This is a genomic window from Micromonospora sp. NPDC049900 (assembly GCF_044461025.1).
Classification (GTDB): domain Bacteria; phylum Actinomycetota; class Actinomycetes; order Mycobacteriales; family Micromonosporaceae; genus Micromonospora.
Genome location: NZ_JBITKM010000001.1, coordinates 881185 through 905113, shown reverse-complemented (window position 1 = coordinate 905113; position 23929 = coordinate 881185). Strand labels below are relative to the sequence as shown.

General features: G+C 73.2%; 19 protein-coding genes. 8 read left to right on the top strand and 11 right to left on the bottom strand.

Features of this window, described 5'->3' with window-relative positions; genetic code table 11:
• Window positions 1–134: 134 nt before the first annotated feature.
• Window positions 135–1169, top strand: a complete 1035-nt coding sequence (locus tag ACIBMZ_RS04190) for a LacI family DNA-binding transcriptional regulator (RefSeq protein ID WP_396690834.1) — start codon at window positions 135–137, stop codon at window positions 1167–1169.
• Between the two features lie 58 nt (window positions 1170–1227).
• Window positions 1228–2871 carry a glycoside hydrolase family 13 protein gene (locus tag ACIBMZ_RS04185; protein WP_396691020.1) on the top strand — a complete coding sequence of 548 codons (1644 nt, stop codon included), beginning with the start codon at window positions 1228–1230 and terminating at the stop codon, window positions 2869–2871.
• A gap of 230 nt (window positions 2872–3101) precedes the next feature.
• On the opposite strand, the gene ACIBMZ_RS04180 is transcribed toward ACIBMZ_RS04185, so the two are convergent.
• The 3 genes from ACIBMZ_RS04180 to xylA all read right to left on the bottom strand — a co-directional run bounded on the left by ACIBMZ_RS04180 (window position 3102) and on the right by xylA (window position 7514).
• Window positions 3102–4526: an MFS transporter gene (locus ACIBMZ_RS04180; RefSeq protein WP_396690832.1), complete on the bottom strand. Its 1425-nt coding sequence runs from the start codon at window positions 4524–4526 to the stop codon at window positions 3102–3104.
• Between the two features lie 377 nt (window positions 4527–4903).
• Window positions 4904–6316 (bottom strand): xylulokinase, encoded by a 1413-nt coding sequence (gene xylB / locus ACIBMZ_RS04175; RefSeq protein WP_396690830.1) that lies wholly within the window; start codon window positions 6314–6316, stop codon window positions 4904–4906.
• Window positions 6317–6326: 10 nt separating this feature from the next.
• Complete coding sequence (gene xylA / locus ACIBMZ_RS04170; protein WP_396690828.1) at window positions 6327–7514, bottom strand: xylose isomerase; 1188 nt, start codon at window positions 7512–7514, stop codon at window positions 6327–6329.
• Window positions 7515–7563: 49 nt separating this feature from the next.
• Here xylA and ACIBMZ_RS04165 point away from each other — a divergent pair, with 49 nt between their 5' ends.
• Together ACIBMZ_RS04165 and ACIBMZ_RS04160 are read left to right on the top strand one after the other, a co-directional pair.
• On the top strand, window positions 7564–8823 hold the full coding sequence (locus tag ACIBMZ_RS04165) for an ROK family protein (RefSeq protein WP_396690826.1): 1260 nt from the start codon (window positions 7564–7566) through the stop codon (window positions 8821–8823).
• 214 nt (window positions 8824–9037) lie between these two features.
• Window positions 9038–10609, top strand: coding sequence for a PP2C family protein-serine/threonine phosphatase (locus ACIBMZ_RS04160; protein WP_396690824.1), 1572 nt, complete (start codon window positions 9038–9040; stop codon window positions 10607–10609).
• An 11-nt stretch (window positions 10610–10620) separates the two neighbouring features.
• On the opposite strand, the gene ACIBMZ_RS04155 is transcribed toward ACIBMZ_RS04160, so the two are convergent.
• Window positions 10621–11187 carry a MarR family winged helix-turn-helix transcriptional regulator gene (locus ACIBMZ_RS04155; protein ID WP_396690823.1) on the bottom strand — a complete coding sequence of 189 codons (567 nt, stop codon included), beginning with the start codon at window positions 11185–11187 and terminating at the stop codon, window positions 10621–10623.
• Window positions 11188–11279: 92 nt separating this feature from the next.
• Between ACIBMZ_RS04155 and ACIBMZ_RS04150 the strand changes: the two genes are divergently transcribed.
• Window positions 11280–12407, top strand: a complete 1128-nt coding sequence (locus ACIBMZ_RS04150) for a PP2C family protein-serine/threonine phosphatase (protein ID WP_396690821.1) — start codon at window positions 11280–11282, stop codon at window positions 12405–12407.
• Between the two features lie 7 nt (window positions 12408–12414).
• On the opposite strand, the gene ACIBMZ_RS04145 is transcribed toward ACIBMZ_RS04150, so the two are convergent.
• The 7 genes from ACIBMZ_RS04145 to ACIBMZ_RS04115 form a co-directional block, all read right to left on the bottom strand.
• On the bottom strand, window positions 12415–13902 hold the full coding sequence (locus tag ACIBMZ_RS04145; protein WP_396690819.1) for a sugar transferase: 1488 nt from the start codon (window positions 13900–13902) through the stop codon (window positions 12415–12417).
• A 210-nt stretch (window positions 13903–14112) separates the two neighbouring features.
• Complete coding sequence (locus tag ACIBMZ_RS04140; RefSeq protein WP_396690817.1) at window positions 14113–15873, bottom strand: substrate-binding domain-containing protein; 1761 nt, start codon at window positions 15871–15873, stop codon at window positions 14113–14115.
• 145 nt (window positions 15874–16018) lie between these two features.
• Window positions 16019–17053, bottom strand: a complete 1035-nt coding sequence (locus ACIBMZ_RS04135; protein WP_396690815.1) for a lactonase family protein — start codon at window positions 17051–17053, stop codon at window positions 16019–16021.
• A 116-nt stretch (window positions 17054–17169) separates the two neighbouring features.
• Window positions 17170–17772 (bottom strand): GTP-binding protein, encoded by a 603-nt coding sequence (locus ACIBMZ_RS04130; protein WP_396690813.1) that lies wholly within the window; start codon window positions 17770–17772, stop codon window positions 17170–17172.
• Window positions 17753–18142: a DUF742 domain-containing protein gene (locus tag ACIBMZ_RS04125; protein ID WP_396690811.1), complete on the bottom strand. Its 390-nt coding sequence runs from the start codon at window positions 18140–18142 to the stop codon at window positions 17753–17755. Before ACIBMZ_RS04125 ends, ACIBMZ_RS04130 begins: the two co-directional genes overlap by 20 nt.
• Window positions 18132–18551 (bottom strand): roadblock/LC7 domain-containing protein, encoded by a 420-nt coding sequence (locus ACIBMZ_RS04120; protein WP_396690809.1) that lies wholly within the window; start codon window positions 18549–18551, stop codon window positions 18132–18134. The genes ACIBMZ_RS04125 and ACIBMZ_RS04120 overlap by 11 nt, the downstream gene beginning before the upstream one ends.
• Complete coding sequence (locus tag ACIBMZ_RS04115) at window positions 18551–21343, bottom strand: nitrate- and nitrite sensing domain-containing protein (RefSeq protein ID WP_396690808.1); 2793 nt, start codon at window positions 21341–21343, stop codon at window positions 18551–18553. Before ACIBMZ_RS04115 ends, ACIBMZ_RS04120 begins: the two co-directional genes overlap by 1 nt.
• A 378-nt stretch (window positions 21344–21721) precedes the next feature.
• Here ACIBMZ_RS04115 and ACIBMZ_RS04110 point away from each other — a divergent pair, with 378 nt between their 5' ends.
• From ACIBMZ_RS04110 to ACIBMZ_RS04100, 3 genes are all read left to right on the top strand, one after another.
• Window positions 21722–22318, top strand: coding sequence for a hypothetical protein (locus ACIBMZ_RS04110; RefSeq protein ID WP_396690806.1), 597 nt, complete (start codon window positions 21722–21724; stop codon window positions 22316–22318).
• Window positions 22319–22328: 10 nt separating this feature from the next.
• Window positions 22329–23264: a hypothetical protein gene (locus ACIBMZ_RS04105; protein WP_396690804.1), complete on the top strand. Its 936-nt coding sequence runs from the start codon at window positions 22329–22331 to the stop codon at window positions 23262–23264.
• Window positions 23265–23393: 129 nt separating this feature from the next.
• Window positions 23394–23771, top strand: coding sequence for a hypothetical protein (locus ACIBMZ_RS04100; RefSeq protein WP_396690802.1), 378 nt, complete (start codon window positions 23394–23396; stop codon window positions 23769–23771).
• Window positions 23772–23929 lie beyond the last annotated feature (158 nt).

The window sequence follows — 23929 nt, the reverse complement described above, 5'->3', positions numbered from 1 at the left end:
GTGGGTGGTGTCCCCTGTGCTGCCCGCCTCCTGCGTCGCGGGGGGTCCCCCCGTCATTCGAACGGGGATATACCGGGGGGGGCCCCCCCCCCCCCGCCCCCCCCCCCACCACCCGGGACACGAGCGGGGTAAGCGTGACCAGGATCGACGACGTCGCCCGGTTGGCCGGAGTCTCCACGGCCACCGTCTCCCGGGCACTACGCGGACTGCCGACCGTGTCGGCCGCCACCCGCCACCGGGTGCTGGCCGCCGCCGAGCAGTTGCAGTACGCCGTGTCGCCGAGCGCCTCCCGGCTGGCCGGCGGCCGTACCGGCACCGTCGCGGTCGTCGTCCCCCGGATCACCCGGTGGTTCTTCGGCGTCGTCGTCGAAGCGGTCGAGGACTTCCTGCACCAGGCCGGCTACGACCTGCTGCTGCACAACCTCGGCGGCCGGGAGCAGAACCGCCAGCGGCTGCTGCACCCCGCCAACCTGCACAAGCGGGTGGACGCCGTGATGCTGGTCGCCACCCCGCTGCGGGCACCCGAGCTGACCACACTGGCCGCGCTCGATCTGCCCGGCGTGACCGTCAGCTCCGGCACCGACGTGCCAGGCTGGCCCTGCGTACGCATCGACGACGTGGCCGCCGCGCGGACCGCCACCCGGCACCTGCTGGATCTCGGTCACCGACGCATCGCCCACATCTCCGGTGACCCCGACGACGAACTCGCCTTCACCGCGCACCTGGACCGACGCCGGGGCTACCAGGAGGCGCTACGCAGCGCCGGGTTGTGCCCCGACCCGAGCCTCGACGTGGAGTCCCGGTTCGACATCGCCGGCGGCACCCGGGCCACCGAGGAACTGCTGCGCCGGGGTGACCCGCCCACGGCGATCTTCGCCGCCTGCGACGAGATGGCGATGGGGGCGCTGACCGCGCTGCGCGACGCCGGTCTGCGGGTACCCCAGGACGTCAGCGTGATCGGTATCGACGACCATGCGCTCGCCGGGGTGCTCGGGCTGAGCACCATCGCCCAACCCGCCGCCGAGCAGGGCCGACTGGCCGCGAAACTGCTGCTCGACCCGCTCACCGGACCGCTGCGGCAGCCCGGACCGGACCGGACGGCGTCGCCGGTGATCCTCGACACTCGGCTGGTCGTGCGTGAATCGACCGCGCGAGCGCGGGCAAACTGAACCGATCACCATCGTCGTCCGGCGACCCGCCGGGCCGGCTCGACCACGGGAGTCCGTCCTGAACGACAACGCGACGCAGCAGACGATCACCGGCTGGTGGACCGAGGCGGTGATCTACCAGATCTACCCGCGCTCGTTCGCCGACGCCAACGGCGACGGCATCGGTGACCTGCCCGGCATCACCGCCCGCCTGGACCACCTCACCGAGCTGGGGGTGGACGCGGTCTGGCTCTCCCCGTTCTATCCGTCGCCGCAGGCCGACGCCGGCTACGACGTGGCCGACTACCGGGACGTGGAGCCGCTGTTCGGCACGCTCGCCGACGCCGACGAGCTGATCGCGCAGGCCCGCGTCCGGGGGCTGCGGGTGATCGTCGACCTGGTGCCCAACCACACCTCGTCGGCCCACCGGTGGTTCCAGGCCGCCCTGGCCGCCGCCCCGGGCAGCCCCGAACGGCAGCGGTACATCTTCCGCGACGGCCGGGGACCGGACGGCACCGAGCCGCCCAACGACTGGCAGAGCGTCTTCGGCGGACCGGCCTGGACCCGGGTACCCGACGGGCAGTGGTACCTGCACCTGTTCGACACCGCCCAGCCCGACCTGAACTGGGACGACCCCGAGGTACGCGCCGAGTTCCTGGACGTACTGCGGTTCTGGCTGGACCGGGGCGTCGACGGCTTCCGGGTCGACGTGGCGCACGGGCTGGTCAAGCAGGCCGACCTGGCCGACTGGCGGGAGCCGCAGGAGATCCTCTCCGGGCGGGAGGCCCACAAGCCCCGCCCGCCGATGTGGGACCAGGACGGCGTACACGAGATCTACCGGGACTGGCGGCGGCTGCTGGACGGCTACCCCGGGGAACGCGTCCTGGTCGCCGAGGCGTGGGTGGAGCCGGCCGAGCGGCTGGCCGCGTACGTCCGCCCCGACGAGATGCACCAGGCGTTCAACTTCGAGTACCTGGTCGCCTCCTGGACCGCCCCCGCCCAGTACGCGGTGATCACCCGGTCGCTGGAGGCCACCGACGCGGTCGGCGCGCCCACCACCTGGGTGCTCTCCAACCACGACGTGGTCCGGCACGCCTCCCGACTCGGGCTGCCGGTCGGCACCGCCCGGCCCAACGGCATCGGCGTCGGCGACGAGCAGCCGGACGCGGCGCTCGGGCTGCGCCGGGCCCGGGCCGCCACCCTGCTGATGCTCGCCCTGCCCGGTTCGGCCTACCTCTATCAGGGCGAGGAGTTGGGGCTGCCCGAGCACACGAGCCTGCCCGACGAGGCGCGACAGGACCCGACCTGGGAGCGCAGCGGGCACACCCAACGGGGCCGCGACGGCTGCCGGGTGCCGATCCCGTGGGAGGCCGACGCGCCGTCGTACGGGTTCGGGCCCACCGACGCGAGCTGGCTGCCGCAGCCTCCGGTCTGGGCCGAGTACGCCCGGGACCGCCAGCGCGACGTGCCCGGCTCCACGTACGAGATGTACCGCACGGCGCTGCGGCTGCGGCGTACGCACGGGCTGGGTCGGGGCACCCTGGAGTGGCTCTCCTCCGGCGACGACGTACTGACCTTCCGCAACGGCGACCTGGTGGTGTCGACCAACTTCGGTCCGCAGGCCGTACCGGTGCCCGGCGGCGAGGTGCTGCACAGCAGCGCCCCGCTGAACGACGACGGTTCCCTCCCCACCGACGTCACCGTCTGGCTCCGCAGCGCCTGACGCTGTTGTTGCTGTTGTTTGTCGTGCAAGGAAGGGCACCTGCTTAACGCCTCAGGTAGAGGAAGGGCCCCTTGTTAACACGGTCAGCCGCGCCGACTGCGCGGCACGCCGAACGCCGTCGTTCCGGGGTGCTCGGGTACGGCTCGCCCGTTGTTAGCAGGGGGCCCTTGCTATGCACGAGGCGTTAACAAGGTGCCCTTCCTTGCATCTGGGCTTCGGCGCGTGTGCGCTCACAGCTTCTCGGCGCGGCGGTGCAGCAGGTCGCGGACGTCGGCGATGTCCTTGGGAGACGTCCGGGCGGCCAGCCAGTACATGATCCCGGTGGGGATGAAGAAGAGCTGGAACGCGGCCAGCCCGACGGCGTAGTTCAACGGCGGCGGGAAGGCCGCCCGCAGGGCGTGGAAGACCACCCCGACCAGCCCGTTGCCGGCCGCCCGACCCACCCCGTTGACCAGGTTGCCGAGGCTGTAGACGGTGCCCCGGTGCTCGGGCGGGTTGGCGTCGGCGATCAACGCGAACCAGTTCGGTGAGTTCGCCGAGGTCAACGCCAATGCCACCAGCGCGGTGAGCAGGCTCAGCCCGACCGTCGGCTCGGTGAACACGCTGCCCACCACGGCCGCCACCACCGCACCGGTGCCGGCCCCGTCCGGCACGTCGATGCGGATCGGCACGAAGAACAGCACCAGGTAGAGCGGGACCGCGGCGAGGATGCCGACCGCGGCGACCAAGGCCCGGCCGGAGGGCGTACGCCGTTGCAGCGCGTCGCCGATCAGGCCGCCGACGATGGAGAACACGCCGCCGAGCTGGAACAGGGTGGCGAAGACGCTGCCCACCACGATCGCCGTCGCCGGTGAATAACCCTGTTCCCGGGCCCGCTCGGTGAAGAGCACCGGCAGCCAGACCAGCGAGCCGAACGCGGCCTGGGCGGTGAGTCCCTGTAGGACGAGCCAGCGATTGGTCCGTCGGCCCAGGATGACCGGCAGGTCGGCGCGGCTGATCCGATGGTCGTACTCGGCACCGGCGGCGAGCGCGGCGGCCAACTGCGGTTCGCTCTGCCCGCGCTGGATGTCGTACGTGAACAGGTACGCCGCGGTGGCGGCCAGGCCGACGACGGTGAGCAGCAGGAACGGCCGGCGCCAGTCGGCCGCGCCGAGCAGCCCGCCGACCAGCGTGCCGGCCAGCGTGCCGATGCCCTGGGACAGTCCCCAGAAGCTCATCACCAGGCCCCGACGGCGGGGCGAGATCAGGTCGGTGACGACCGAGAAACCGACCGACCCGACGGCGCCGAGGCCGATCGCCGCCAGCAACTGCGCGGCCAGGAACGTCGGGTAGTCGCCGGCCAGACCGCTGCCGCCGGTGCCGGCCGCCCAGATCAACGTGCCGATCATGAGGAGCGGCTTGCGGTTGGTGCGGTCCCCGAAATACGCCCAGCCGACCGCCGCCACGGCGCTGACCAGGAAACTGATCGCGGTGACCAGGCCGAGCAGGCGCTGCGGCACCTCGAAGGAGTCGGCGATCGCGCCGTACAGCGGTGGCACCAGACCGATCGCCACGTTGTCCAGCGAGGCGAGCAGCACGAAGACCACCACGCTGTAGATCCGGTGCGCGGCGCCCCCGCCCCACACCCGCGCCGATCGGCCCGTGCGCAAGGTCATGTCGGCAGCCAACCAGGACCGGATAACGGCCCGGTCACCGGGTCCACCCATCCCGTCACCAGGACGGCGGACCGACCCCACCCCCGCGCCACCGTGATCACGCTCGATCCTGGATCGAGTGGCGTCTCAACGCCGGGATGACCACTCGACCCTGGATCGAGCACGATCTTGAGAGGCACGGTCTGCTGGTGTGCGGTGGAGGGCCCGGACGCCAGCACAACCCCGCGCGCCCAGATCACCCACGAAACGACCCGGCACGGCGCGAAACGACCCGGCAGGGCAACGAAACGGCGTGACCGGGCGTGACGGGGACCAGCAGGGGCCGGGTGTGGTCCGGGCCGGGGTGCGACACCGCCCCGGCCCGGACCGTCAGCGCCTCACGCCGGGCGGTCCAGGTGACGCTCCCGGGCCTCGGCGTAGCGCTCCCGGATGGCCGGTACCGGTTCGGCGGCGTACTCCTCGGTGCCGGACGGTGACCAGGACGGCGGCTCGGCACCGCCGAGGGCCAGCCAGGCGGCCTGGCGGGCGGCCCCGTCGGCGACGTACTCGCCGGGTGGCGGGACCACCACCGGGCTGCCGAAGACCTGGGCGGCGATCCGGCGGACGGCGGCGGAGCGGGCCCCGCCTCCGACCAGGATGACTCGCCGGACGGTCGCCCCCTGGGCGGCCAGCGCGTCCAGCCCGTCGGCGAGCGCGCAGAGCATGCCCTCCACCGCCGCCCGGGCCAGGTGGGCCGGGGTCGAGGTGCCCAGGGTCAGCCCGTGCACCGCCCCGGTGGCCAGCGGCCGGTTCGGCGTCCGCTCGCCCTCCAGGTACGGCACCAGGACCAGCCCGTCCGCGCCGGGCGGCGCGGCCAGCGCCAGCTCGGCCAGCTCGTCCAACCCGACCCGCAGCATTCCGGCGGCGGCGTCCAGTACCCGGGCCGCGTTGAGTGTGCAGACCAACGGTAGGAACCGGCCGCTGGCGTCGGCGAAGCCGGCGACGATCCCGGTCGGGTCGGCGGCCGGCGCGTCGGCGACGCTGAACACGGTGCCGGAGGTGCCGATCGAGACGACCACGTCGCCGGGACCGGCGCCCACGCCGAACCCGGCGGCGGCGTTGTCCCCGGCACCGGGTCCGAGCAGCGCCCCGCCGGGCAGGGTGCCCGCCGACTCTGCGGCGCCCAGCACGGTCGGTACCCGTACCGTCCGGCCGAGCGCCCGTTCCAGCAGGTCGGGGCGGTACTCGCCGGTGGCCGGGGACCAGTAGCCGGTGCCGCTGGCGTCACTGCGGTCGGTCCGCAGCGCCGCCAGGTCGGACGAGCCGGACAGACGCCAGGTCAACCAGTCGTGCGGCAGGCAGACGGCGGCCACCCGGTCGGCGTTGGCGGGCTCGTGCCGGGCCAGCCAGCGCAGTTTGGTGACGGTGAAGCTGGCCACCGGCACGCTGCCCACCGCGTCGGCCCAGAACTGCCGTCCCGTCGTGCCGGCACCGGCCTCCTCGACGAGGTCGGTGGCGGCCTGTGCGGAGCGGGTGTCGTTCCACAGCAGCGCCGGCCGCACCACCCCGCCGGAGTCGTCCAGGCAGACCATCCCGTGCTGCTGCCCGGCGACGGAGACGGCGGCGACGTCGTCCAGCCCACCGGCGGCGTCGATCGCCGTTCGGAGGGCCGACCACCAGGCCGAGGGGTCGACCTCGGTGCCGTCCGGGTGCGGCGCCCGGCCCTGGCGGACCAGGTCACCGGTCTCCGCGTCCCGGACGACCACCTTGCAGGACTGGGTGGAGGAGTCCACCCCCGCGACGAGCGGCATGCCGTCCGCCTCAGCGCGCGCCGAGCACGTGCTCGACGGCGAGCTGGTTGAGCCGGATGAATCCGAAGCCCTTGGCACCGGCCGCGTCGACGTCGTAGCCCTCGAACGCGCTGGTGTCGGCGAGCAGCTCGGCGTAGCCCTCACCCTCGCCCAGGGTGGGTACGCCCAGCTCGCCGACCTTGCTGGCGGCCAGCGCCTCGACCACCTCGGGGTCGGCCCGGAACGCCGCGGCCCGCTCCTTGAGCAGCAGGTAGGTCCGCATGTTCGCGGCGGCGGAGACCCACACGCCGTCCATGTCCTCGGTGCGGGAGGGCTTGTAGTCGAAGTGGCGGGGTCCGTCGTACCCGGGGCCGCCGCCCGGTGCGCCGTGCTCCAACAGGTCCACCAGGGCGAACGCGTTGAGCAGGTCACCGTGGCCGAAGACCAGGTCCTGGTCGTACTTGATGCCGCGCTGGCCGTTGAGGTCGATGTGGAACAGCTTGCCCTGCCAGAGCGCCTGGGCGATGCCGTGCACGAAGTTCAGCCCGGCCATCTGCTCGTGGCCGACCTCCGGGTTCACGCCGACCCGGTCGGGGTGGGCGAGCGTGGAGATGAAGGCCAGGGCGTGCCCGACGGTGGGCAGCAGGATGTCGCCGCGCGGCTCGTTGGGCTTGGGCTCCAGCGCGAAACGCAGGTCGTAGCCGCGGTCGACGACGTACTGGCAGAGCAGGTCGACCGCCTCGCGGTAGCGCGCCAGCGCGGCCTGCACGTCCTTGGCCACGTCGTACTCGCCGCCCTCACGGCCGCCCCACATGACGAAGGTCTGGGCGCCCAGCTCGGCGGCGAGGTCGATGTTGCGCAGCACCTTGCGCAGCGCGTACCGCCGCACGTCGCGGTCGTTGCTGGTGAAGCCGCCGTCCTTGAAGACGGGCTGTTGGAAGAGGTCGGTGGTGACCATCGGCACCACCAGGCCGGTCTCGTCGAGCGCCTTGCGGAACCGGGCGATCTGGCCGTCGCGGGTGGCCGCGTCCGCACCGAACGGCACGAGGTCGTCGTCGTGGAAGGTGACGCCGTACGCGCCCAGTTCGGCGAGCCGGTGCACCGACTCCACCGGGTCCAGCGCGGGTCGGGTGGCGTGGCCGAACGGGTCTCGGCCCTGCCAGCCGACCGTCCAGAGGCCGAAGGAGAACTTGTCGGCGGGGGTGGGACGGGATGCCATTACAGACCTCCGGTGGTGTCGTCCGCTATTTGTTCAGTGGTTGAATTAAATGGCCGCAGTGTGGCAGTGTCAAGGGGTGACCCGACTCGCAGCCCCGGCCGGTGGCGTACGCCAGGGCAGCCTGCGTGAGCTGAACCTCGCCCTCGTGCTCGGCCGGATCGCCGCGGCCGAGCGCCCGCCCTCCCGGGCCTCGCTGGCGGCCGAGACCGGCCTCACCCGGGCCACCGTCTCGGCCGTGGTGGAGGACCTCGTCGCCGGTCGACTCGTCACCGAGGCCGAGCCGACCCCGCGTGCCGGTGCCGGGCGACCCGCCCGTGGCCTGGTGCTCGCCGGTGACGGCCCGGCCGGGCTCGGGCTGGAGATCAACGTCGACTACCTGGCCGCCTGCGTGGTCGACCTCTCCGGCGCGGTCCGGCACCACACCGTGCACCGGGCCGACCTGCGCCCGGTCTCCCCCGCCGACGCGCTGGCCCGGCTGGTCCGGCTCGCCGACCGGGCCCGCGCCGATGCCGACGACCAGGGCCTCACCCTGGCCGGCGCGGCCCTCGGCGTACCCGGGCTGGTCGACGACACCGGCCGGGTCCGCCTCGCGCCGAACCTGAGCTGGCGGGACGTACCGGTGCCGGAGCTGCTGGCCGCGCACCCGCCACTCACCGAGACCGTCGAGGGCGTACCCGCGCTGGTGGTGGACAACGAGGCGAACCTCGCCGCGCTCAGCGAGCTGCACGCCGGTGCCGGACCGGGCAGCTTCCTGCACCTCTCCGGCGAGGTCGGCATCGGTGCCGGGATCGTGCTCGACGGCGCGTTGTTCCGGGGAGTCCGGGGCTGGAGCGGCGAGATCGGGCACATCCCGGTACGGCCGGACGGGCCGCCCTGCCGGTGCGGCGGCCGGGGCTGCCTGGAGCGTTACGCCGGACAGGAGGCGATCCTCGCCGCCGCCGGTCTGGCCGGGGCCGACCTGCCGGCCGACACCGCGCCGATGCGGCTGGCGCAGCTCGCCGAGGCCGGCGAGCCCGCTGCCCGGCACGCCCTGCACGAGGCGGGTACGGCCATCGGGATCACCGTGTCGAGCGTGATCAACCTGCTGGACCTGGACACCGTGGTACTCGGCGGCGGTTACGCCCCGCTCGCGCCCTGGATCCGCCCGCCGGTGCTCGCCGAGATCGAACGCCGGGTGCTCACCGCCGCCTGGTCCCCGGTGACCGTACGTCCGGCGACCCTCGGCGCCACCGCCGCCGCGGTGGGCGCGGCGGGCTCGGTGGTGCGCCGGATCATCGCCCGCCCGGCCGGTTGGCTGGCCCGGCTCTAGCCCACCGGCGTTCCTGCCCAGGCACCCCTCGGGGCCCCTCGGTACCCTTGTCCGCAGGCAACAAACCCCGTGGACCCGAGGAGCACAGCACCGGCATGCGTACAGGTCGACAGCGCAGGGCGCGGGGCGACCGCCGGTGACCAGGACCCGACGGGGCCCGGCCGCCGGCTCCACCGGCCGTGGGCGATCCGGAAGTCCGGGCGTCGGCACGTCGGTGGACCCCGAGCTCGCGCTGGAGCTGCTCGACGGGCTCGCCGAGGCGGTGTTGATCACGGACAGCGTCGGACAGGTCGTGCTGGTCAACGCCACGGCCGCCGCGTTGCTGCCGGAGCTGCACCCGGGCGTCGGCCTGCCCGGTTCCCCGGTGGCGATGCTGGCCGAGGCGTACGCGACCGGGGCGGACCACGTCGACGGCGAGCACCGGGACCGGCGGCTGCGGGGCGTGCGCCGCCCGCTGGCCGGTGACCGGTCGGCGTGGTACGTGCGGGACGTCACCGACGATCACCGGCACGCCGAGGCGCTGCGTACCGAGCGGGGACGTACCGACTTCCTGGCCCAGGCAGGGCGTCGGCTCGGCCTGGCCCTACAGCGCGACCAGGCGCTCCGGGCCGCCGCGACGCTGCCCGTGCCGTACCTCGCCGACCTGGCCCTGGTCGTGTACCTGCCGACCGGGACGGTCGAGTACCAGCCGCAGTGGATCCGGCACGTCGGCCACGAGCCGGCCCTCGGCGCCACCGACTGGGACGCGGTCAGCGCCCTACCCGGGTTGGTCGAGGCGCTCGACGGGGAGGCCGGCGTGCCCCGGCCCTGGCCTGCCGGGGAGCGCGACGGTGCCGGGCCGCTGCTCCCGGACGACCTCGGTCCGGCGGCGACGCTGCTGGTCAGCCCGATGCCGGGGGCCGGGCGGACGGCGGGCGCGCTGGTGTTGGTGCGGGCCGGGGCGCGCGAGGGGTTCGACCGGCGCGACGTCGAGGTGGCCCGGGAGTTCGCCGCCCGGGCCGGTGCCGCCATGGCCACCGCCCAGCTCTACGACGAGCAGGCCCACCTGGCCCGGGTGCTGCAGAACAGTCTGCTCCCGCCGGACCTGCCCGCCGTCGACGGCGTCCGGCTCGCCGGTGGGTACCGGGCGGCCGGGGACAGTCTGCGCATCGGCGGTGACTTCTACGACGTGCTCCCGACCGACGGTGGCGCGTTGTTCGCCCTCGGCGACGTCAGCGGCAAGGGCGTCGGCGCGGCAGTGCTGACCGGCCGGGTCCGCCAGTCGTTGCAGACGCTGCGGCTGGTCGAACACCGGCCCCGGGAGTTGCTCGGGCTACTCGACCGGGCCCTGCTGGACATCCCGGACGCGGCCCGTCGGGGTCAGTTCACCACCCTGCTGCTGGGCACGTTGCGTCCCGAGCCGGACGGCGGGCTGCGGGTCCGGGTGGCCGGCGGTGGTCATCCGGCACCGCTGCTGGTCGACGGCGCCGGGACGGTGACCCCGGTCCAGGTGGGCGGCATGCCGGTGGGTGCGGTGCCCGGGGCACGGTTCGACGAGACCGAGGTCCGGCTGCGGCCGGGCGAGCTGCTGTTGGCCCGTACCGACGGGGTGACCGAGGCCCGCGGTGGGCCGAGCGGCACCGAGATGTTCGGCGAACGGCGGCTGCACCGGGCCCTGGCCGAGGCCGCCGGGTCGGCACCGACGACGCTCGTCGACCGGGTGCTCCACCTGGTCGACGAGTGGTGTGGCGGACACCGGCACGACGACGTGGCGATGCTGGCGGCGGGCCCGGCTGCGGGCGGCTGACCGGCGACCCGTCAGGCGGTACGTGAGACCGAGGTCTCCCCCGCCGACCAGCCTCGCGACTGCGGCTCGGCACCGTGCTCCACCGCGCTCCGACCCGCTGCGGGCAGCGCCTCCGGGTGTCCCTCCTGCTGCGGCACCAGCGGCGACACCTCGCGCATCACCCGTGCCCGCGCTGCCGCGTCGAACTCGCGCAGACCCTGCAGCAGCGCCTCGCGCGCCTCCGGGGTCATCGCGGCGAGGATCGTGGCCAGATGCTGGCGGCGGTCCTCGCGCAGCTCGGCGAGGAGTCGACGGGCCTCGGCGGTGAGGTGCAGCGAGATCTCCCGGCGGTCGGCGCGGCCCGGCTCGCGCTCCAGCATCCCGGCGGCGACCAGCCGGTCGCAGAGCCGGCTGGCCGAGGAGAGCAGCATGTCCAGCCCGGCGGCCAGCCGACGCAGGTTGATGCCGTCCTGTCGCTCGACGAGCATGACGGCCCGTAGCTGGGCGGTGGAGATCCGGTTGGCCGTGCGTTCCCGTGCACCGTCCCAGACGGTCAGCAGGGCGCCTGCCGCGGTATCCAGCTCGGCAGCCATACTCATCTCGGGTCCCGGTGGACCATGCAGTTCCGCCATGGTGGGCCTGAGCGTACTCCGATTCTGTCGCCGAATGGGCTTGTGATCAAGGAGAGACGATGAGCGAGCCGGTCGACGAGGCGCATGCCACACTCATGGCGGCCCCGGCAGACCTGCTCGTCCGCCGGATCGCGGAGCTGCTGGAGCGGGCGTACGGCATCACCGAGACCGAGCTGCTCCAGGTCGACTATCGCCTGGCCGCGCTGCTTCCGCTCAGCGGCGGTGACGAGGTGACCAGCCCGGGTCATCCCGCCTGGCGCTGCTTCGACCACGAGACGCCGGTGTCCGCCGACGGCATCGGTTACCTGCCGGTCAACATGCGCGGCGAACGGCGTGGTGTGCTGCGGGTCGCACCGCTGACCGACGACGGGCTGTTGGACGAGCTGCTGGAGATCGCCACGGCGACGGCCCACGAGTTGAGCGCCGTGGACCCCGGCACCGACGTGTACCGCATCGCCCGACGTACCCGACGGCTCACGCTCGCGGCCGAGGTGCAGTGGGAACTCCTGCCCGGCCGCAGCCGGACCCGTCCCTCGTTCAGCCTGGCCGGTCAGCTCGAACCCGCGTACGCGGTGCGGGGCGACAGCTTCGACTGGTCCGACGACGGCGAACGGGTCTGGACCGCGACGATCAACGGGATGGGCGAGGGGGTGGCCGCCTCGATGCTCACCACGTTGGCCACCTGCGCGCTGCGCAACGCCCGCCGGGCCGGCATCCCGCTGGCCGACCAGGCCACCCTGGCCGACCAGGCGATCTACGACCTGCACCGGGGTGAGCAACATCTCTCGACCCTGCTGCTCGAACTCGACCTGCGGACCGGTCTGCTCACCGCCGTGGACGCGGGTTCGCCCCGGCTGGTGCTGCTGCGGGCCGGGGAGGTCACCGTGCAGCCGCTGGAGGCGCAGTTCCCGCTCGGCATGTTCGAGGGGACGAACTATCACGAGCAGTACATCCAGCTCCAGCGGGGCGACCGTCTCTTCATGATCAGCGACGGGGTGATCGACGCGACCGGGCGCAACGTCCGCTACGGCGAGACCGCCCTGGACCGGATGTTGCGCCGTACCACGCCGATGACCCCGCTGGACGCGGTCCGTTCCCTCCTCGGCGACCTGAGGGCCTTCGTCGCCGGTGACCTGACCGACGACGCGGTCGTGGTCTGCCTGGACTGGACCGGCCCGCAGCCGTAGACCGCCGTCAGTACGCCCCCCGGCTGTTGACCACCGCGCCGAAGGTCTTCCAGAGGATGGTCAGGTCGGCCGCGAGCGACCAGTTCTCCACGTAGTAGAGATCCAGTCGGATGCCGTCCTCCCAGCTCAGGTCGGACCGGCCGCTGACCTGCCAGAGACCGGTCATCCCGGGCTTGACCAGCAGGCGTCGGGCCACGTCGCCGTCGTAGCGGGCCACCTCCGACGGCAACGGCGGCCGGGGCCCGACCAGGCTCATCTGCCCGAGCAGCACGTTGACCAACTGGGGAAGCTCGTCCAGGGACCACTTGCGCAGCAACCGGCCGACCCTGGTCACCCGGGGGTCGTCCCGCATCTTGAACATCAGACCGTCGGTCTCGTTGCGCGCGGTCAACTCGGCCAGCAGGGCGTCCGCGTTCACCACCATGGTGCGGAACTTGAAGACGCCGAACTCGCGCCCGCCCTGCCCCACCCGGGTCTGCCGGAACAGCACCGGTCCGCGGCTGTTCACCTTCACCGCCAGTGCGATCGTCGCCAGCAGCGGCAGCAGCAGGGTCAGCGCCACCAGCGAGACCGAACGGTCGACGAACCCTTTGACCAGCTTGCGCACCCCACGGAACTCGGGTGCCTCCACGTGGATCAGGGGCAGCCCGGCGACCGGGCGGGTGTGGATGCGCGGGCCGGCGACGTCGGTCAGCGCCGGTGCCAGCACCAGGTCGATGCCGGTGCCCTCCAGTTGCCAGCCGAGGCGGCGCAGCCGGGTGGCGGTCAACTCCCCGCAGGCGGTGACCGCGACCGTGTCCGCGCCGATCGCGTCGGCGGCCTCCGGGATGCCCCGGAACGAGCCGACCACCGGTACGTCACCGAGCCGCTGCGCCACCGGCGCCAGCAGCGCGTCCGGGATGCAGGCGCCGACCACCTGGTAGCCGGCGTACGGCTCGCGGCGCAGCGTGTGCACCAGTTCCAGCACGTGTGCGGTGTCGCCGACCACCAGCACCCGCCGAGACCAGCCCGTCCCCCGCGACCGGGCTCGGTGCAGGCGCTTGCGTGCGGCGAACCGGGCCACTTCGAGCCCGATCGTGCCCACCGCGAACGAGATCGCCAGGAAGCCCCGGGACACGCCGACGTCGGCGATGTACCCGAGGATCGCGACGGCACCGGCCAGCCGGAGGCTGGCCATGCTCACCCGCCGGTACTCGTCCGCGCCGTAGCCGACCACCCGGTCGTCGTAGCAGCGCAGCACCTTGAGGGAGACCAGCCAGGCCAGCACCAGGGCCGGCGCGAACAGGACGTAGGGCACGTGGGTACCACGTGGCACGGATTCGCCGAATCGGGCCGCGTAACCGATGAGCACCGCCACGCACAGGACGGTGGCGTCCAGTACGACCAGGGAACGGACGTACGTCCGCTGGTCGCCACGCACCGACCCGCTCGATGGCGCAGCCTCACCCGATCGCGATGACGATCTGGCGGGGGTCAACAGCGTCGCCGAGGTCACCAGCCCTCCCACACTTCGCTCGCCGACGGCCCGGGATCGGCCGGGACGGAGGCCGGATCTGCCGGTGCACGAGGACATCCTGCCTTGATAACTATGACGGCCGATTGCTTCGGACGTATTGCCGTCACTTTCCGGTGTGGAGGACGACCGGAAAGGGGCCTGTCGTACCGCTTTCTCCGGTACCGCAGACCCCGTCCCCTGCGCCGACGCTCAGGCCGGCGCCTTCCTCAGGGCGATCGCCCTGAGGAAGATGTCACTGATGTTGGTCGGGTCGGCGGCGATGAACGCTCCGCCGCCGGCCGCCCCGGCGATGGTGTCCAACTCCGATTTGCTCACCTCGGTGCCGATGCCCACGATGATCACCTGGATCGGCTGCTCCGGGTCCTTGATCCGCTCCAGCTCGGCGAGCAGCTCGCGCTGCGAGATGCCGTCCGGGTTCTCGTTCTTGCCGTCGGTGAAGAGCACGATCGAGTTGACCTTGCCCGGTTCCCAGTTGCGCTGGACGTCCTTGTAGGCGGCCAGCAGCGTGTCGTAGAGCCCGGTGTCACCGCTGGACGAGGTGACCGTGTCCAATCCCCGCTCCAGGGTGCTGCGCTGCCGCGACAACGGACCGATCGGCACCACCTCGCGGTAGTCCCGCGTTCCCGCCAGCTTCGTGGAGAACACCCACAACCCGATCGACCAGGAGTCGTCGAAGAGGTTCAGGCCACGCCGGGCGGCCTCGATGGTGACCTGCTGCCGGGTCGCCCCGTTGGCCGTCGGCACGGTCTTCTTCATCGAGCCGGAGACGTCGATGATGCAGAGCATCCGGCCGGACAGCGTGGCGATGGACCAGCTCGACACCGCCCGCTCCACCGCGTCCGGTGCCAGCCCACCGGCGGCCACCCCGCCCTGCGGCGGTGCGGCGGAGGTGTCCCCGCCCGCCGGACTCGGTGCGCCCTGCGGCGCGGCGAAGCCGCTCCCCCAGTTCCCGTCCGGCCCGCGCAACGACTGCTCGGCCAGCTTGTCCTTGAACGACGAGGTGGTCAGCGCCTCGAACAGCACCCGGGCGGCGGACGCCTTGGCCGGATCGATGCCGGGCAGCACCGCGTACGGGTAGTCGAGCGGCAGTGGTGCCGGTTTGAGGTACAGCGCCGCCAACGGCACCGGAGGCTTGCGGGCGTTGTACTGGATGACGTCCTCTTCGGAGAGGGCCGCCGCACCGAGCGCACTGGCCAGCGTGGTGTTGTCCGCCGAGGTCGGGAACTTCGCCAACAGGTCCTGGCGCAACGCCGAGGCACCCGACGCCAGCGCCCGCAGCGCGCCGACGCGGTCCTGCTCGGCGGTGGCACCACCGGTCGACGAGGCCGCGGTCATCAGCGACAGCAGGCCGGACAGTCCGGCGGCGTCCCGGGTCGGCTCGACGATCCCGGTCCGCAGCGGCCGGTCGCTGTTGACCCGGGCCAGCAGTTGGGTCCAGTCGAGTTCCTTCTGCGGCCAGCCCAGTCGGGCGGCGATCGGCTCGGGCATCGCGACGACGACCGGACTGCTGGCGATCGACGCACCGTTGCCCGGCTCGAAGGCCGCCGCGCCGCCGGTCTTGAGTCGCAGCAGCCAGGTGGAGGAGTCCGGGATCCAGACGTCGGGGCTCACCGCGGTGCCGCTGGCCTGGCCGACGCCGGCCAGGGTCGCGCCGTGCCTGGCCGCCACCACCGCCGCCACCTCGACCGGGTCGGCGGCCGAGACCGTCACGTCGATGCAGGTGCCCTCGACGGCGGCACCCTTCTCTTCCCACTCGGTGGCCGCCTGGTCCACCGCCGGAGCGAGCTCGCTGGCCACGGCGACGGACAGCTCGATCTTGCCCGAGCAGTCCTGCCCGGCGAGTTGGCGGTAGCCGACCCATCCTCCGGCCGTGACGACGAGAACGCCGACCGCCGCCGCGGCGGCGGCGCCGTGAATACCTGAACGCATGCGATGGCGGCCTGCTGACACGCAGACCATCTTGCGTATCCCGCCCGTGGACTGCCATGGCCGTTCGGTCGAAAGTTACAGAGGAGAAACAGTTTCCCCTGAATTGGTAACTTTGCGTGACGATGCCACGGCGCAATGTGGATGCATCTATGTCTCAGCCCCACGATCAGGGCAGAACGCAGGTGGGGCTCGCGACCACGAGCGGCTCCCCGGACGGTGTCGGCACGCCGGTCTCCCGATCGACGAGAAAAGTGCGTACCATATCTGCCCGCTCGTCGGCGACGTAGAGGTGCTCGCCGACGAGGACGAAGTGACGCGGCCACTCGCCGCCGGTGTCCACCTCGGCCACCTGCTCCGGCAGCTTCGCGCCGAGGCCGAAGACGGTGATCGTGCCCACGCCCCGGTTGGCGACGTAGAGGAAGCGGCCGTCGGCACCCACGGCGATCTCCGACGGCTGTACGTGCCCGGCCCGGCCGCTGGCCTCGACCCGCCCGATCTCCTGGAGCCCCCCGTCGCCGGCCACCTCGTACGCGAGGACCGAGCCGTCCAACTCACCGGCGACGTAGCAGCGCAGACCGTCCGGGTGCCGGGCCACGTGCCGGGGACCCACCCCCGGGGCGGTCCGGATCCGGGCGCCCCGGGGCCGCAACGCGCCCGACCCGTCGAGGTCGTACCGGTAGATCGAGTCGGTACCCAGGTCGACGGCGAGCAACGGCGCGCCGTCCGTGCCCGGCGAGACCATGTGGGCGTGCGCCTGCTCCTGCCGCTCCGGGTTCGGCCCGTGCCCCTGGTGGGCCACCACGTCGGTACGCGGGCCCGGGACACCGTCGGCGTCGAGCGGGAACACGGTCACGCTCCCGCTGCCGTAGTTGGCCACCACGAGGTGCCCGCCGTCCGGCACGACCGCCAGGTGACACGGCTCCGCGCCACCGGTCGGCTGGGTACCGGCCGCGTCCAGCGCCCCGTCGGCCCCCACCCGCCAGGCACCGATCTCACCGGTGGGTAGCTCGTTGACCGCGTACAGCATCGGTAGGCGCGGGTGCCGGGCGAGGAAGGACGGCGACGCGGTGACCGCGACCGTGCCCAGCGACGTCAGCTCGCCGGTGTGCGGATCCCGGCGGGCCGCGACGATGCCGGTGGCCCGACCGCCGCTGGACGCCGTGTACCCGCCGATGTGCACGATCTCGCCCTGAACCGTCACCGCGTTCCGCCTCCCTGCCGAATCCTGTGTCGATCTCACCAGAAGCCTTGCCCCGATCCCGGCCGGTTAGACCTCGAATCCACGACGAACCGCCGATCCGCCCGGTCCGGCCCGACTCAGACGGCCGGCACCGGCTCGCCCCGCTGCCGGGCCACGTGCTCGACCAGGGAGATCAACACGGTCTTGCCGGACTGCCGGTCCCGGGCGTCGCAGAGCACCATCGGCACGTCGCCGTCGAGGTCGAGGGCGCGGCGGACCGCCTCCAGGCTGAACCGCTGCGAGTTGTCGAAGCAGTTGACGCCGACCACGAACGGGATGCCGCGCTGCTCGAAGTAGTCGATCGACGGGAAGCAGTCGGCCAGCCGACGGGTGTCCGCGAGCACCACCGCGCCGAGCGCCCCGAACGCCAGCTCGTCCCAGAGGAACCAGAAACGGTCCTGCCCGGGCGTACCGAACAGGTAGAGCTGGAGGTCGTCGTTGATGGTGATCCGACCGAAGTCCATCGCCACCGTGGTGGTCGACTTGGTCTCCACCCCGGAGAGGTCGTCGGTCTCGATGCCCGCCCCGGTCAGGATCTCCTCGGTCTGCAACGGCCGGACCTCGCTCAACGCGCTGACCAGCGTCGTCTTGCCGGCGCCGAAGCCACCGGCGACGAGGATCTTCAGCGCGATCGGGATCCGGTGTTCCCGCCGCTCGCCGTCATAACGCACGGAGTCCATCGACCACCGCCTTGAGGATGTCGTTGTCGGGCAGGTACGTGGCACGCGGCGGCTGGTGCACGGCGACCAGTCCCCGGGAGAGTAGATCGCCGAGCAGCACCCGGACCACACCGATGGCCAGATTGAGATCGGCGGCGAGTTCCACCACCGGCGTCCCCCGACCGGCCAGTTCCACCAGCAGCCGGTGCTCCGGGTACAGCTCCGGATAGGCGCCGAGGTCCGGGTCCGGCTTCGCCAGCACGTACGCCACCAGGTCGAAGGCGTCGGCGCTGGCCCGTACCCGGCCACCGGTCAGCGTGTACGGCCGGACCACCGGCCCGGCGTCGGCGTCGAGCCATTCGTGTTGGTTCCCCGGTAAGTCAGCGCGCATCGGCGGTACCCACCGACGCCCGGGCCGGTGTCCCGAGGTTCTCGCCCACCCGGGTCACCAGCATCGCCATCTCGTACGCCACCAGGCCGATGTCGGCGTCGGCGTCGCTGGCGACCGCGAGGCAGGCACCCTGCCCCGCCGCCGTCACGAAGAGGTACGCGGACTCCATCTCCACCACCGTCTGGCGCACCGGGCCGCCGGTGAGGTGCCGGCTCGCGCCCCGGGCCAGGCTGGACAGGCCGGAGGCCAGCGCGCAGAGGTGCTCGGCATCGGCCTTGTCCATCCCGGTCGAGCAGCCGAGCAACAGCCCGTCCGCCGAGAGCACCACCGCCTGCCGCGCGGTCGGTACCCGCTCCAACAAGTCGTCCAGCAACCAGCCGAGATCGGCACTCTGCCTCGTCGAATGCATCAGGCGTCCCTCTCAGTCGCGGTCGGGGATTGCACAGTCGTCGGGTCACCGGCCGGCGGCCCTGCCGGTTCGGTGCCTCGGTCCTGCTTCTGGTCGGCGGGGGCGGCACCGGATCGGTCCGGCGCGGGCGAGACCGTACGTACCTCCTCGTCGGCGGGTGAACCGCCACGCCCCGCCCCGGTGGGCGGTCCGGGGCGATCCGCGTCGCCGTTCGGTACGACGGCGGCGCGTCGGCCCCGCGCGGTGCCCGCCTGGAGCGCCGACATGAACCGGCGGGCCTCCTCCGGGCTGCGGGGCGTCGGTTCGCCGAGCGGGCGGATCGGCCCGCGCGGGACCACCACCGGTTGCCGGACGGTCGGCCCGTCGATCGCCGACGACACCGCCGGCATCAGCACCGTCGGCGCGTCGACACCGTCCTGCGCGCGTCCGGCCACCACCCGGTGCCCGGGCGACCCGTTGCCGGACGGCGTGTCCGCCGGTGCGGTGGGCGACGCCGGAGGCGGATCGACCGGCGCCGGTGCCGCGCCGTCGGCGGCGGCCGGCGGTGCGGTGTCGGGCGACGGCGACGCGGTGGCCGACGCCGTGGCATCGGACGGTGCGGTGGCGGCCGACGGCGTGGTGGCGGCCGGACCCCGCTGACGGATGCGGCGGGGCAGGCCGTCGGCCTCGGCCGCGCCGACCGTGGAGCCGAAGGTCGGTCCACCCCGGCTGCCGGCCGTACTCGCCGACGCCGCCCCGGTGGGGGCCGGCTTCTCCGGCTCGACCTGCGCTCGGGTGCTCTGTCGGGGCACCGTGGTCAGCCGGGTGGCCCGGGCCAACCGGCGCTGTTCCGGGGTGGCGGCCTGGTCGTCCCCGGCGGCGTCCAGGTCGAGCAGCAGCGACGGCTCGGCGGTGATCAGCGCCGCCGGGATCAGCACCACGGCGGTCAACCCGGTCCCGTCGGACTCCCGCAACCGCACCCGTACGTCGTGCCGGGCGGCGAGCCGGGCGACCACGAACAGCCCCAGCCGCGCGGTCTCGGTCGGGTCGAAGTCCGGTGACCGGGCGAGCTTCCGGTTGGCCTCCTCGATGGCGGCGGCGGTCATGCCGAGCCCGTGATCGGTGACCGAGAGCGCGTACCCGTGCGCGACGTGCTCGCCCGAGATCTCCACCCGGGAGTCCGGCGGCGAGTACGCGGTGGCGTTCTCGATCAGTTCGGCGAGCAGGTGGATGACGTCGCCGACCACCCGACCCACGGTGCCGGCGGCCTGCACGTTGACGATGTCCACCCGGTCGTACGACTCGACCTCGGAGATCGCGCCCCGGATCAGGTCCACCATGGCCACCGGGTTGCGCCAGCCCCGCCCGGGGGCCGCACCGGCGAGGATGACCAGGTCCTCGGCGTGCCGCCGCAACCGGGTGGCGAGATGGTCCACCCGGAACAGTTCGGCCAGGTGGTCCGGGTCCTCGGCGTCGCGTTCCATCCGGTCGAGCACGGTGAGTTGCCGGTGCACCAACCCCTGGCTGCGTCGGGCGATGTTCAGGAAGACCTCGTTGAGGCCCCGACGCAGGCTCACCTCGACCATGGCGGACCGGATCGCGGCCTTGTGCACCTCGGTGAACGCCTTGGCCACCTGGCCGATCTCGTCCGCGCCCCGGTCCGCCAGCGGGGCCTCGCCGGCCACGTCCACCTGCTCGCCCCGGCGCAACCGGTCCACCACCTCGGGCAGCCGCTCCTCGGCCTCCTTGACGGTGCCGCGTACCTGGGTCAACCGCTGTGCCAGCGACCGACCGACCCGCAGCGCGACGACCAGCGAGAGCACCACGGCGACCAGGCCGAGCAGTCCGGCGGCGGCCAGCCGGACCAGGGTCCGCACCGCCATCGGCACCGAGCGGTCGGCCAGACCGTCGGCCTGGGTCAGCTCGAAGTCGCGCAGCGCCCCCTGCACCGTGTCGTAACTGGCCTGCCAGGTCTGCGGATCGATCCGGAGTCGGGCCGAGGGGTCGGCGGCGACCAACTCGTCCTGCATCTGCCGCAGTTGCGTGAACTCGTCCTGCTCGGTCAACCGCTGGTACGCCGCGCGGTCCGGCTCCGGCAGGTCGGCCACCGCGCTCTCGGCCAGGAAGCGCTGGTTGGCGATGCCCTGCACGAGCAGGGTGTGCTCACCCTCGGCGAGCCGTCCGCCGATCAGCGCACCGGCCAGCAGCGCGTCGGTCTGGCCGAGCAGCTCACGCGAGCGGCCGATGTCGGTCAGCGCCCGCGCTTCCCGGTTGAGGTTCTGGTCCGGCAGGTTCGCCAACGCCGAGAAGGTGTGGAAGGCGGACGAGATCATGCCACTGTAGAGGCCGATCACGCCGGCCCGGTCGAGGTCGCGGCGGTCGATGAACGCACGCCCCGACGGCAGCGCCTCCAGTTCGCCGAGGAGACGGTCCAGGCGGGTCTCCAGCAGCTCCCCGGCGGCGTCGCGTAGCTGTTCCCCGGAGACCCGGCGCTGCAACTCGGCGATGGCGGTGTCGGTGCGGGACCGCTGCGCGACCAGTTCCGGCAGGACGCAGTTGGCCGGTGGCTGGCCGCACACCGTCCGGGGCGAGCCGAGGTGCACCACCGAGAGCCGTCGCTCCCGTTGCAGCTCGGCCACCACCGTCTCGCCGGGCCGACCCAGGTCGTACAGCAGGGTCCGGGCGGCGAGCAGGTCCAGCGCGGGACCGAACGTGAGGGTGGTCGCGAAGATCCATAGTGCCAGCAACGCGGTCACCGGCACGACGACCAGCGCAGTCAGCTTGGAGCGGATCGGCCAGTCGCGGGTGTTCAATCGGACCTCGCCCGGGAGGGTGGCTGGAAGGGCTCCGGCACGGCCGGGCGGCACCGTCACCGACGTGCGCCCGGCTGCCCGCCGGACGCCGGGGTTCGGGCGCCTTGGGCAGGATACGTAATCCGCGCCGGACGCACTACCGTCCGTCGAGACTACCTATACGGTGCCGGACGTCCCGAGGACGCCCCTGCCGTCGCCGAACGGGCGGTGCTGCGGTGCGCGTCCCGTTCCCGGCCTCGGTCGATGCCGCCGATTCGCCGCTCGTCCCCTTCCGGCGGGTTCCCGCCCTGCCCACCACCGATCCGGATGAGGAAAGTGCTCCGGAACGGGATTGGCGATCAGTGTCCGCAGGGAATACCTCAAGACGAAGGAGGAGCCATGTCGCCCACGCAGATAGTCGTCACCGTCCTCGTCATCCTGGTGGTCGCCGCCGTGGCCGCGGCCGTCGTCGTGGCCGGCCGCCGCCGTTCGCTACGGCAGCGTTTCGGCCCGGAGTACGACCACGTCGTCGCCGAGCGGGACAGCCGCAGCGCCGCCGAACGCGAGCTGCGGGACCGGGAACGCCGGCACGCCGAACTCGAACTCGTGCCGCTGGCACCGGAGTCCCGCGCCCGGTACGCCGCCGCCTGGGAGGAGCTCCAGGTGCGTTTCATCGACTCCCCCGCCGAGACCGTCGGTCAGGCCGACGAACTGGTCACCCGGCTCGTCGCCGAGCGCGGTTACCCCACCGGTGACTTCTCGGACCAGATCGCCCACCTGTCCGTCGAACACGCCCGGACGCTCAGCCACTACCGGGACGCGCACGAGATCCACCTGCGCAACGAGCAGGGCGAGGCCAGCACCGAGGACCTCCGCCAGGCCGTCGTCCACTACCGCGCCCTCTTCGCCGACCTGCTTGGCGAGGAACCGGTCGCGGCGGCCACCACGCCCGAGCAGCGCCACCCCGAGGCCGCCCATGACGCCACGAACCGCTGAGGAGAGCACCATGCGGCAAGAAGAGCAGCAGCTCAACAACGACCACCCCGAGGCCGTCCGGTCTGCCCCGGTGGCAGTGCCGCCGAACGGTGCCGACCGGGGCGTACCGGACGACCTCGACCGCATCGACGAGCCGACGGACCGCGACCGGGTGGAGTCCGCCGACCGCAATCGCCCCTGGGACGGTCGGCCGGGTGACGACGACCGTGACGGCGAGGTGACCGATCCCGCTCCGGTGCCGACCGCTTTCGGCGCCACCTCGGTCGGTGGCGCGGTGGCCGCGTCCGCGTTGGCCAGTCCGCGCCCGGAGGACGAGATCGACCCGCGCGAGGAGCGCACTGCGGCGCCGGGCGACGGCGCGGTCGACGGCGAGCGGGAGGGGCTGCGGGCCGACCCGACGGCCGAGTTCGACCGGACCGGCGACGACATGGACCGCACCGACCTCGACCTGGACGACTCCGACACTGCCGCGCACCGGGGGACGGACGGCCACCGGGCCGACGACCTCGACGGACGGATCGAGTCGCGGGACCTCCCCGGCGACGCGTCGGCGGTCGACACCAGCGACGTGGCGGCGGCCGGCGGCGCCGGCTACGGCAGCGCCGCCCCGACCATGGTCGACCCGGACGGCCCGTCGCCGACCGGTGACACCGGGGCCGGATCGACGGTTCCGGCCAGTGCGGCGACCCTCTTCGACGAGACGACCGCACAGGGCTTCCGGGACCGCTGGCGCGACGTCCAGCTCCGCTTCGTGGACGACCCGCAGGCCGCCGCCGGTCAGGCCCAGTCGCTCGTCGACGAGGCCATGCAGGCGCTGTCCGCGGCCCTGGCGGAGCACAAGGACAAGCTCGGCGGGTGGCAGGAGGCGGGCTCGCCCGACACCGAACAGCTCCGGGTGGCGGTGCGCGGCTACCGCGACTTCCTGGACCGGGTGCTCGGCCGCTGATCACCGTCGAAGGCGGGTGTCCCGACGAGGGACGCCCGCCTTCGGTGTGCCGTCGCAGGCATTACCCGGCGACCGACGGGTACCCGCAGGGGGCCGGAGGAACCGTGTGGCGGACAGGAGGGCGGCAGGATGACGGATCGTGACCGACCGTTGGAGGAGCGCCCCGAGGTGGCCGCGGCGGTGGACGACGACAGCGGCGTTCCGGAGCTGATGACCGGGGGCGGTGCCGACCGGGACACCCCGGCCTTCGCCGCACCGGGCGAGCGGATCGACCTCGACGCGCCCACCGAGGACGTCATCGCCGACCCGTACGCGGCGGGCACCGGTGCGACCGGGACCGGCACCGGAGCCGCCGGGGACGACATCCGCACCGGGGCCGAGCAGCCGTGGGACCCGGAGGACCTGGTGATGGCCCGAGGTCAGGACCCCACCCCCGAGAACATCGAGCGCGCCCGGCGTGAGCTGGCCGAGACCGGCCGGGCCGCGATCGAGAAGACGGTGCCCTGAGCGCGGGACGGGTCCACCCGGTTCGGGTGGACCGTGCCGCGCGGCGAGAGGGGGGGCCGGGGGGCGCCCGGGGGGGGGGGCCCCGGGGGCCCCGCCGCCGGGCGGGGCCGCCCCACAACAAAATGAGTACGGCCGGGTTGCTTGCCGGGAGCGCAAAC